Genomic DNA, 10,086 nt, shown 5'->3' with positions numbered 1-10,086 from the left:
TTCAAGCCGATCCCGGTTTCTTTGTGAGTGAAACGGGGCAAACTGCACAAACATCAGCTAGCCCTGGTTTTTTGTTTCAACAAGAGGCGCTTCAGCACCTCAAGAAGCACCACCAGGAACGTTTACTAATCAATTTAGTGCATTAGAAGCTCAAACATGTCCAGATGGATCTGCATCATTTGGTGGCGATACTGCTTGTCGCGCTGGGATAGCTTCAGTTATTGGTTTACGTGATGTGGTTAGCCCAGAGTTTGGCAGCAGCTTTGACGGAGACCCAATTATAGATTTTTCTAATGTCAATCTTGGTGAACGTAAAGCAATTGAGATGACGATCAGAAATGACAGTGATTCAATCGGCTCTTCAAGCGCGTTAACAGATTTAACACTGAAAGGATTTAGCTTTGTAGGGGAAGGTGCTGATTTATTTAGCCTAACTGGTTTCACAATAGATACCGTTTTAGGAGAGTTAGAATCCATTACATTTGACATTAACTTCAATGCGCTGATGGCAGGCGCATTTGATGTCAACTTGTCATTTATTACTGATCAATTTGCTTTACCGGGCGAAAACGGAGAAGCGTTTAGCTTTGCGCTACTTGCAAATGTAAATGAAACAAGTGATTCGGTGAGCAGCCCCGCTATGGCAGGTTTATTTTTAAGCTCTTTTGCTGTTTTTTATGGTTTAAGAAGAAGACAGGCGCGCTTGGCAAAGGTCAATGAGTGACGCTGCCGTCGCTTTCGATTCTTGCTTTTGTAGGTCGTTTATTTGAGCACGAATAACTTTCGAAAACGCGTCTAATTGCTTCATATTCTTCGCTAATGCAATGCTGATCGAAATATACTCTTTTGGTGTTTGTGAGCACCATTTCTCATATCCAAGCGTTCGCAAAATAGTGAAGGTTTGACGACTAACGGGCCGCTCTTGATATAAGGTAATGACAGGCTTACCCATCCATAGGGCCTCGTATGTGCTTAGGGCCCCCGAAAACGGAAATGGGTCTAGCGCGATATCTATATCGTTATATTCCGCTAACATTTTTTCATGAGGGCTTGCCTCTCTAAATTCGATCTTATCAGGTTGTACTCCATTTGCGATAAAACGCTGGGTTATTTTCTGCCTTGTCTCTCGATCTGAAAAAGATTTCCATTTCAAAACAAGGCGGCTTTTGTCCACATTATTTAAGATTGTCGACCAAGTGTTAATCAGCGTTTGGTTAAATTTACTAACGTTGTTAAAACATCCAAAAACAACCGTATCATCTGGTTCTTGCGATCTTGCTTTTATGGCAATTTGCCGCGCATAGTTTGGCGCAGAATAGATAAACTGAGGATGCTCGTGAGCACTGATTTCTTCAACAAAAAATGTCTGTGAAGTCGGCGTTATTTGTTGTTTTGAAATCCAAACAAGGTCAACTTCTTTAAGTCCCGTGGTAGCAAAGTAGCCTAGCCATGAAATTTGGAGCGCGCAAGGTTTCAGTGCAAATACACCAAGGCGATTTGCCGCCGTATGTCCGGATAAATCAATCAATACATCAATGCCTTTCTCACTAATTAACTGTGCCGCATCGTAATCATTTAGTTGGTGAATCAAGCAATAGTCGTTTACGTAGGATTGAAGTGTTTTAGTGATCTCATCACAGTAGGCATTATTGCTGAATAGGCTGATATGTATCCCCTTCAATTTTAGCTCTAAAAGAATAGATTGAAGAAAAAAGCCAATAGGATGCGAATAAAAGTCAGCTGATACAAAGCCGATTTTCAGTATTTTATCATGTTCGCGGCGCGTCTTTTTATTTAGTTGATTGGCATGCAATTCGTGTTTAAAACGACCTAGTTGTGATGATATTGCTTGTTGGTATTTTTTTGCTAGTTCAATAATTTCCTGGCTATCAACATCGCTCATGTATTGTTGGTTCATTAGAGCATTACTGATTAAATAAATCTGCTGCGGGTGACGGACAATCGCTTCATTAAGCAAACGATTTGCGCTATCCGCATCTCCTGACTGTTGTAATGCTAATGCCAGATTATTTAAGGCTTTATGAGCACTGGGGTTTAGCTTTAGTGTCTGCTGAAGGAAGCAAATCGCTTCAGAAACCTTTCCCAATTTCATGCTACACATTCCCAAACCAATAAAACTATCAATTGAATTAGGATCGAGTTCACTTGCTTTTTTATACAGCACATAGGCACTATCTATTTGCCCAAGCTCAGCATGAACATTAGCCAAACTAAGGTGTGAAAGACTATCCTTTGGGTAGCACCTAAGCGCAGTTTGTGCGTAGTGAAGCGCTTGCTTTGTGTTGGCTATCCTCAAATACAAAAAACTTAAATTATTTAATGCTTGATGGTGGTTTCTTTCTAATTCAATAACCAGCAGTAAACTTGATATCGCTTTCGCTATATGTCCACTTTCATAATGCTTGGTTGCCTCTTGCAAAAGAGTTTGAACACTGGATACCATTTTGTGGGCCTATTAGGTTTGCATGGTCAAATATAAAATTGCCGTTTTATTGAACCTCACATGCTAATAGCCAACATCTTAAGGTGATGGGGTGAAACTCAATATGGCTGCTTCATCGAAAACGGCATTTCCATTTTATCCGATGCTTTATTAGGATTGCCTATCATCTCTTCATAGGGCGAATCGTGAGTCATTACTGCTTTTTTTAACTCTGCAGTGTTCAAAGGTATCTCGAATTTGTTGAGAGCTATGAAAGCGCATGGGTCTATCTTGCTTATCATAAACAAAACCGTTTTGACCACCAATGTCTACTTTAACCAAATATACATTCATTTCAAAAGACTGCACTTCAAGTTTATTGATGATATGTGTTGTTTTTGCAAGCTTAGACATTAGATGTTTCATGTGGAACCTTTTAAATTCATGGACTTACGTAGCCATCGTAGTAGAGTTTATTTATAACTTAAATACTTACGAAACAAATTCTTTTATTGTTCAGCGAAACTTAGTTTGTTGATCAGGGTCGATACTAATATAGTGGTAACCAGTATCGCGGCGTAAGTGCTTTAAAAGTGTGAAAACGATATTGAAAGTACAAGAAAATTCCATATGTAATAGACATTGAAGGTAATTCTATTATCGGAAGCAGCGTTTGCAAAACACATAAAAGGGAAGCCAATGTCACAACCAGAAGTTGAACAAAGTAGTCAATTACAGCAGATGAAACCCTATCTAATAGCGGCTGGCGCGTTACTGATTATATTGCTGCTCGCAATTTTTTGGCCTAGTGCGAACTCGCCAGACGTTGACGAACAAACCAATCAACCTATCGAACAAACAGCGCCTGTTGAAAAAGAACTCACTCGCGAAGAACAAGCCGTGTATGAAGATGCTGTTAAGCCCGAAGTTTTTCAACCCGCCCCCATTCCTCAAGCGGTTGTCATTGAGTCTTCTGATGAAGTTGAACCTATGGTGGTTAGCGAAGAATCAGCGCCCGACCCTATTGTTGATGAAAGCGACGGTGCGATTAAACAAGCATTAATTGATATTGCAACCTCGGAGCGATTTGCATCTTTGTTGGTCAACGAAAGCTTATTACAAAAATTTGTGGTCAACGTTTATAACACTGCCAATGCGGAAGCTGCACCCAATCATAGCTTAATTCAGGCGCCTCAACGCCCATTCCAGATTTACCAACAAGCCGAACGGGAATGGATAGACCCAGCCAGTTTTCAGCGCTACAACGTTTACGTTGATGTCTTAGAATCACTCAATACTGAACGATTGATAACACTACTTGATACTTATCGACCGATTATCGAAGAGAAATTTGCAGAAATTGCCCCACCCAATAGCCGTTTTAATGACACCTTAATAGATGCTATTGATGAGCTCTTAGATACACCTAAAGCGCCTGTACCTATCGAAGTCTACTCAGATAGTGTGATGTATAAATTTAAAGATGACAAACTTGAGAATTTATCATCGCCGCAAAAGCAGTTATTAAGAACCGGCCCTGAGAATATGCGTCGTATCAAGCAAGTGTTGCGTGATATTAAAGATGAACTTTATGCCAGCCAATAATGGACTTTGCAAAACTAACCCAGACAATTAAGGCGTCAGGAGCCCAAACAAAGTTTCCACCAGTTGACCAGTGGAATCCTCCGTTTTGTGGCGACATGAACCTTGTAATCAAGAAAAATGGGCAGTGGTTTCATGAAGGTACACCTTTTACACGAGCCAATTTAGTTAAGCTGCTTGCCTCAGTACTAAAAAAAGAGGCCGAGAATTACTTTTTAGTCACACCTGTCGAAAAAATTGGCATTCAGGTAGAAGACGTACCCTTTGTGATTGTTGATTGGCAAATGATCGAAAAGCGAGTTCAAGTCACGACTCAGACAGGTGACGTGTTTTATTTAGGCGGTGAGCACCCCGTTGAATTGCGCAGATTTGAATCAGTGTATTTGCCCTACTGCAGGGTAAGAAGAAACCTCTGGGCACGAATCAATCAAAATGTCTTTTATCAATGGGTAACATTCGCCAGTGAATTACCTTCACAAAGGACTGACGAATTGATGATGATTAGTGATGAGTACTCATTTTCGTTAGGAAAATATTAGCGTTGACCAAACGTATTTGTCATACCGACTAAGCGGCTTATATTCTCAGTTAATGTCCGGGCATTAGACTCCATTTCATCAGCCAGTACTGCATTTTTATCCGAGCATTCCTGCAAAACATTGACGTTTTCATCAATATTGCGGCATTTTTCATTTTGCTGCTCTGTTGCGCTCACAATGCCATTCAGATGAGAAGAGATTGATTCTATCATTGTGTAGATGTTTTGAATTGATTCGGCAGATTCATTTGCTTGGGTCACGCTTAAATTTGCGTTTTCGCGACTTTCATGCATTTTCTCGACCCACTGCTTAAGGGTCTCGCGCATTTGAGCAAGGCTGCTCATAGTATTTGCCGCAGATTCTTGAGTACGAGTAGATAATGCTCTGACTTCATCTGCGACAACTGAGAACCCTCTGCCACTTTCACCCGCTCTGGCTGCTTCAATTGCAGCGTTTAACGCAAGTAAGTTTGTTTGATCAGCAATAGAATCAATTTCACCAATTGTTTCAGATACATTATCAGCAGCTTGCATTAGCTCATCCGCGGTAATCGAAGCCTGCTCAACGACACCAGATAAACCGCTAACACCATCACGGCCTCTCAATATTAGATCACGCGCACCATCACACTGTTGATTGGTTTGCATCACGCTTTTATTAGTATCTTCGGTAGATGAGACAACCCGTTGGCTATCTGACGTCATCATTTCAATTGCTTGGCTGATCTGATGCATTTCATTTTTTTGCTGTTGTATACCTGCAGTCGTCTTTTGTACGATATCTAGCGTGTGGTGAGCTATTTTTGAGAGCTCATTTGCAGAATCCATTGTTCTTCCCAATATCGTGCGACGCATGGCTTTTTCCATACCCAAATGAAAATCGACCACACCAGAAATTCCTGGGCCCGAGATAACTTTTCTACTCACACTGTCGTATTCGCCTTTTAGCTTATTCGCTAATTTAGGGACTGCTACAAGTTCTGTCTTAAAGATCATCAACCCAATCAGTGCCAAACCAATAATTGAAAACCCAGCAAACCAATCTGAAGCGAGCGAGGTGTATACAGCCAACATAAGGACAATCGCCATGAATATGGCCACTTTTTGCGTATAGCCAATCGTAATACGTGTTGCTTTTGTGCCGTTTTTGACGTCATCGTAAAATTCAATTGCACGCTTAACCTGCTCAGCTTCGGGCTTCACTCTGACAGATTGAAACCCAGTTAGTTTGGAACCTTCGTAGATTGGTGTAACAAAGGCATCCACCCAATAATAAGATCCATCTTTGCAGAGGTTTTTAACAATTCCTCGCCAAGACTGACCAGCTTCGAGGTGATCCCACATATCTTTAAATGCTTCTTTTGGCATATCTGGATGACGAACAATATTATGGTTTTTTCCTATAAGTTCTTCTCGCTCGTAGCCGGCAACATTACAAAAGACATCATTGGCGTAGGTGATAACACCTCTCGTATCAGTAGTGGATACAAGTTCTTGAGAGTCGTCAAACGTGACTTCTTTATTGAGAATAGATTGCCCGCGGCGCATCAAAACTTCCTTAATATTATTTTGGCGTCACAATAATCAGCTATATATCGAATCTTTTGATTTGCGATGCTTTTTAGCCTATGTTGTATCTGTAACAACAAATGGAAAAAACAATGAAAACAAACAAACCCATCCATGCAGTTCTGTTAGCCACACTACTATTGTCAGTATCAGCATCCGTATTGGCTGATACGTATATTTATGCCGGTAAATTAATAACGAGTGCCGATTCAAAATTGCACTCAGATAAGACAGTTATCGTCAAAGACAACAAAATCCTTGAGGTAAAAGACGGTAAAGTTAAAGGTGGAGACAGCGATAGGTTTATTGATTTGTCTGATTCAACCTTGATGCCAGGCTTGATGGATATGCATACGCATTTATCATTTCAAAATGAAGGCCCTTCAAGCTACATGAAGCGTTATACAAATAATGAAGCGGATTACGCAATTGAGTCTGTTACCTTCGCCGAAAAAACTCTGATGGCAGGTTTTACGCTTGTCAGAAACCTAGGCGATATTGCAAATGAAACTGTTGCACTTCGCAAGGCAATAGATAGAGGTACGGTCGTTGGCCCACGTATCTACACTTCAGCAAAATCAATTGCAACAACCGGTGGACATGCAGACCCTAGTAACGGGATGTCTTCTAACTTAATGGGTGACCCCGGACCTAGAGACGGTGTCATTAATGGCGTTGCAGAAGCCCGAAAAGCAGTCAGACAGCGGTATAAAGATGGAGCAGATTTGATCAAAATTACTGCTACAGGCGGTGTTTTAAGTGTTGCCAAAAATGGGCAGAACCCTCAGTTTATGAAAGATGAACTTGAAGCCATTGTGCAAACTGCTAACGACTATGGAATGACTGTGGCAGTTCATGCGCACGGGAAAGAAGGTATGAAGCGTGCAATTTTGGCAGGTGTTGACTCGATTGAGCATGGCACATATATGGACAATGAAATATTTAGGTTAATGCGTAAACACGACGTGTTTTATGTGCCTACAATTTTAGCGGGCAATTTCGTTGCAGAAAAAGCAAAAATTGATGGCTACTTCCCTGCGATTGTCAGACCTAAAGCCGCAGCAATAGGCCCATTGATTCAAAGTACTTTTGCTCGCGCCCATGAAAACGGCGTAATGATAGCCTTTGGTACAGACTCAGGTGTATCTGCCCATGGTGACAATGCAAAAGAGTTTGAGCTCATGGTAGAAGCAGGTATGTCTGCGATGGACGCGATTAGATCCGCTACGCTCAATACTGCAAAACTATTAAAAATTGAAGATACACTAGGCACCGTAGAGCCAGGAAAATTTGCCGACTTGGTTGCTGTGAAAGGCAATCCGCTCGACGACATTACGCTTTTACAAAATATTCAGTTCGTGATGAAAGACGGGGTCGTTTACAAGCAATAGAAACAAGTTTTAGGTCGCAGACAAAAGAGGTGCCTTTAGGTGCCTCTTTTTTGTAAGGTTGTTAATGTGTTATGCCTTTTATAAACAACGACGACACCCTGTTTTAGCACGTAATTGAGAATATAGTGAAGGCAAAAAAAAGAGCTAAACAACTTATAAAATCTAAGCATATGCTACCCAGCATCGGGTTTATATCTTTCTTAGAGTCAACAATAGTGCCTATTCCACTTGAAACTATTTTAGTGCCATTGATGCAAACAAGACGAGAAAAGCTTTGGCTAATCGCGGTAATGGCAACAATAGGTTGTTTAATAGGCGCCTTACTGTTTTATGCGCTTGGTTATTTTTTGTTTGAAGTTTTCAGAGAGTTAATCATGCAGCACATTACCTCAGAAAATCAGTTCGAAAACTTTAAGCAACGGATGCAAACCGACGGTTTTCTATTTGTATTTAGCACTGGTGTCACGCCTGTTCCGCTTCAAGTGGCCACACTGGCTGCGGGTGTTACATCATACAACCTACTACTCTTTATTATCGCTATTACAATTAGCAGAGTGATTAGATATTTTGGGCTTGCGATATTAGTTTATTACTTTGGCAATAAAACTGAAAAACTCGTGCGGCAGTATAAATGGCAAGTTGGCTTGGGCATATTGGCCCTGATTATTATTATTTGGCTCGCACTAAACTTTTTGTAAATTTTGCGGCCATAGCGTTAACCGAAATGATCTGTAAACAATATAAAAACAAATAACATTAAACGACAAAGGAAAATTTATGAATAAGTTACTTAAATTGGGTATTGCCTGCTGTATTGCTAGCGCATCAACTCTTACGCTGGCTGACGATATCAGCGACAAAATTAAGGCTGCAATGACATCAGATGTAAGAACGGAAGCTGAGATAAACAGAGACCGCAACCGCAAACCCGTCCAAACACTTGAATTTTTTGGCTTAAAAGACGACATGAAAGTGGTTGAGTTTATTCCAGGTGGTGGCTGGTACACTAAACTATTAGTCCCTGCGCTAGCTGAAAAAGGTGAATATTTTGGCGCGATAGGCACAAGCCGTATCGAACAGAATTTATCTGAACTCCCTGGCTTCGAGCGCATGAAAGTCGTTGCGAAAGACGCCCGTTTGTTTAGAGAAGAAGGCAGCCGCTTTTATTCATTAGAACTAGATAGCTTAGGTGTTGAAGACGTCGATATGGTGCTGACTTTCCGCAACTATCACAACTTTGGTGATCAAGGCCGAGCAAAGATGAACGAAGAAGCCTTTAAGGCGCTTAAACCAGGCGGTATTTACGGCGTTGTTGATCACACAGCCAGACACATGGAACCACAGACACCTAGCAATCGCCGCCGTTTCGATCCTGTTAAAGCGATCAAAGAAATCCAAGACGCAGGCTTTCTGCTAGTTGATTACAGCACATTGCACTACAAAGAAGATGACGAATTAGAATATGAAGTAGGTGCTAAGTCTGTCACGGGTAATACCGATCGCTGGACGCTTAAGTTTATGAAACCTGTTGAATAAGCTTTTAAATTTGGGGTGCGCTCCACCCCATAATGAAATGTTAGATTTGGAGCGCACTCTACCTACTCCACCCCGTCATACTGGCGAATACCGTATTTGAGAGCCCTAACCAACTACCCCTTTTTAATAAGATACAAATAAGGCGCAGCGTCCGTTTGCGAAGCCACCAGCTCATGTTCCATAAACCGGCAAAAACTAGGAATATCTCGCGTTGTTGAATGATCATCAGCCGATACACAAAGTGTTTCACCACTTTGCATCTTGCGAATTTGTAAACGCACCATCATTACTGGCTCAGGGCATCTCAACCCAAGGGTATCAAGCTGTTGATCAGCCTGAGCAAACACCTCGTTCACTAAGCAATACCATATTCAGCGCGATAGGCTTGAACAGATGCTAAGGCATCAGCATCTAAACCAGTCTTTCTAAGATACTCAATTAAGTCAGCTAAGGTCACGATAGAAATTACATGCGTATCAAAATCACGCTCAACCTCTTGAATCGCTGATAATTCGCCTTGCCCTCTTTCTTGCCGGTCTAGCGCAATCAACACGCCACCTAAAGTAGCATTGTGAGCCTGAATGGTATGCATGGACTCGCGAATAGCCGTACCTGCGGTAATCACATCATCGACTAACATAACTCGACCGGCTAACTCGCTGCCTACCAACGAACCACCTTCACCATGTGTTTTGGCTTCTTTGCGATTAAAGCAATATGGTACATCTTTGTTATGTTGTGTACTCAACGCGACCGCAGTGGTAGTCGCAATGGGTATACCTTTATAAGCGGGACCAAAAAGCAAATCGTATTGAATTTCTGACGCTTCTAATGCTTGCGCGTAAAACTGACCTAACTTAGCTAGATCGCCACCCGTATTAAATAAACCAGCATTAAAAAAATAGGGACTAATGCGTCCAGATTTAAGTTGATAACTTCCAAACTTCAATACGTTGCGCGCTAAAGCAAATTCGATAAATTGGGTTTTGTATTCCTGCATGTGAGTA

The 10,086-nt window shown here is 41.4% G+C and carries 12 protein-coding genes; 6 read left to right on the top strand and 6 right to left on the bottom strand.

Translation table 11 applies throughout. From position 1 onward, the window contains the following. The first annotated feature begins 235 nt into the window (after positions 1–235). Complete coding sequence (locus KUL10_RS17615; RefSeq protein WP_110430272.1) at positions 236–724, top strand: hypothetical protein; 489 nt, start codon at positions 236–238, stop codon at positions 722–724. Here the strand turns inward: KUL10_RS17615 and KUL10_RS17610 are convergent. The 3 genes from KUL10_RS17610 to KUL10_RS17605 form a co-directional block, all read right to left on the bottom strand. Continuing rightward, entirely contained in the window at positions 683–2,464 is a 1,782-nt protein-coding gene (locus KUL10_RS17610) for a tetratricopeptide repeat protein (protein WP_110430271.1), read from the bottom strand. The two genes, KUL10_RS17615 and KUL10_RS17610, sit on opposite strands and share 42 nt — an antisense overlap. 98 nt (positions 2,465–2,562) lie before the next feature. After that, complete coding sequence (locus KUL10_RS19020) at positions 2,563–2,688, bottom strand: DUF6482 family protein (RefSeq protein ID WP_373415198.1); 126 nt, start codon at positions 2,686–2,688, stop codon at positions 2,563–2,565. Then, the gene (locus KUL10_RS17605; RefSeq protein WP_373415197.1) at positions 2,636–2,869 is read right to left on the bottom strand and encodes a DUF6482 family protein; all 234 of its coding nucleotides are present in this window, start codon (positions 2,867–2,869) and stop codon (positions 2,636–2,638) included. The genes KUL10_RS19020 and KUL10_RS17605 overlap by 53 nt, the downstream gene beginning before the upstream one ends. Positions 2,870–3,142: 273 nt before the next feature. On the opposite strand from KUL10_RS17605, the gene KUL10_RS17600 reads away from it, so the two are divergent. Further along, on the top strand, positions 3,143–4,048 hold the full coding sequence (locus KUL10_RS17600; protein WP_110430270.1) for a DUF3014 domain-containing protein: 906 nt from the start codon (positions 3,143–3,145) through the stop codon (positions 4,046–4,048). Further along, a complete protein-coding gene (locus KUL10_RS17595; protein WP_110430269.1) occupies positions 4,048–4,584 on the top strand; it encodes a DUF1285 domain-containing protein in 537 nt (178 codons plus the stop codon). The genes KUL10_RS17600 and KUL10_RS17595 overlap by 1 nt, the downstream gene beginning before the upstream one ends. Here the strand turns inward: KUL10_RS17595 and KUL10_RS17590 are convergent. Beyond that, positions 4,581–6,131, bottom strand: coding sequence for a methyl-accepting chemotaxis protein (locus tag KUL10_RS17590; RefSeq protein WP_110430268.1), 1,551 nt, complete (start codon positions 6,129–6,131; stop codon positions 4,581–4,583). The two genes, KUL10_RS17595 and KUL10_RS17590, sit on opposite strands and share 4 nt — an antisense overlap. 113 nt (positions 6,132–6,244) lie before the next feature. Between KUL10_RS17590 and KUL10_RS17585 the strand changes: the two genes are divergently transcribed. From KUL10_RS17585 to KUL10_RS17575, 3 genes are all read left to right on the top strand, one after another. Then, entirely contained in the window at positions 6,245–7,543 is a 1,299-nt protein-coding gene (locus KUL10_RS17585) for an amidohydrolase family protein (protein WP_110430267.1), read from the top strand. 170 nt (positions 7,544–7,713) lie between these two features. Then, the gene (locus KUL10_RS17580; protein WP_110430266.1) at positions 7,714–8,241 is read left to right on the top strand and encodes a YqaA family protein; all 528 of its coding nucleotides are present in this window, start codon (positions 7,714–7,716) and stop codon (positions 8,239–8,241) included. Positions 8,242–8,320: 79 nt separating this feature from the next. Then, entirely contained in the window at positions 8,321–9,079 is a 759-nt protein-coding gene (locus tag KUL10_RS17575; protein ID WP_110430265.1) for a class I SAM-dependent methyltransferase, read from the top strand. Positions 9,080–9,192: 113 nt separating this feature from the next. Here KUL10_RS17575 and tusA read toward each other — a convergent pair whose 3' ends face one another. Further along, positions 9,193–9,435 carry a sulfurtransferase TusA gene (tusA, locus tag KUL10_RS17570; RefSeq protein WP_110430264.1) on the bottom strand — a complete coding sequence of 81 codons (243 nt, stop codon included), beginning with the start codon at positions 9,433–9,435 and terminating at the stop codon, positions 9,193–9,195. Continuing rightward, positions 9,435–10,079 carry an orotate phosphoribosyltransferase gene (gene pyrE / locus KUL10_RS17565; protein WP_110430263.1) on the bottom strand — a complete coding sequence of 215 codons (645 nt, stop codon included), beginning with the start codon at positions 10,077–10,079 and terminating at the stop codon, positions 9,435–9,437. The genes tusA and pyrE overlap by 1 nt, the downstream gene beginning before the upstream one ends. Positions 10,080–10,086 lie beyond the last annotated feature (7 nt).

The sequence above is a fragment of the Glaciecola sp. KUL10 genome, assembly GCF_003203515.1.
In the GTDB taxonomy this organism is placed as follows: domain Bacteria; phylum Pseudomonadota; class Gammaproteobacteria; order Enterobacterales; family Alteromonadaceae; genus Glaciecola.
Note: the sequence above shows the minus strand (reverse complement) of the source record. Positions and strands in the feature narration are given on the sequence as shown.

What these genes read in the sequence shown, in the direction of transcription:
- KUL10_RS17610 (WP_110430271.1), bottom strand. Translation starts at nt 2,464, where the DNA reads ATGGTATCCAGTGTTCAAACTCTTTTGCAAGAGGCAACCAAGCATTAT.
- KUL10_RS17605 (WP_373415197.1), bottom strand. Translation starts at nt 2,869, where the DNA reads ATGAAACATCTAATGTCTAAGCTTGCAAAAACAACACATATCATCAAT.
- KUL10_RS17600 (WP_110430270.1), top strand. Translation starts at nt 3,143, where the DNA reads ATGTCACAACCAGAAGTTGAACAAAGTAGTCAATTACAGCAGATGAAA.
- KUL10_RS17595 (WP_110430269.1), top strand. Translation starts at nt 4,048, where the DNA reads ATGGACTTTGCAAAACTAACCCAGACAATTAAGGCGTCAGGAGCCCAA.
- KUL10_RS17590 (WP_110430268.1), bottom strand. Translation starts at nt 6,131, where the DNA reads ATGCGCCGCGGGCAATCTATTCTCAATAAAGAAGTCACGTTTGACGAC.
- KUL10_RS17585 (WP_110430267.1), top strand. Translation starts at nt 6,245, where the DNA reads ATGAAAACAAACAAACCCATCCATGCAGTTCTGTTAGCCACACTACTA.
- KUL10_RS17580 (WP_110430266.1), top strand. Translation starts at nt 7,714, where the DNA reads ATGCTACCCAGCATCGGGTTTATATCTTTCTTAGAGTCAACAATAGTG.
- KUL10_RS17575 (WP_110430265.1), top strand. Translation starts at nt 8,321, where the DNA reads ATGAATAAGTTACTTAAATTGGGTATTGCCTGCTGTATTGCTAGCGCA.
- pyrE (WP_110430263.1), bottom strand. Translation starts at nt 10,079, where the DNA reads ATGCAGGAATACAAAACCCAATTTATCGAATTTGCTTTAGCGCGCAAC.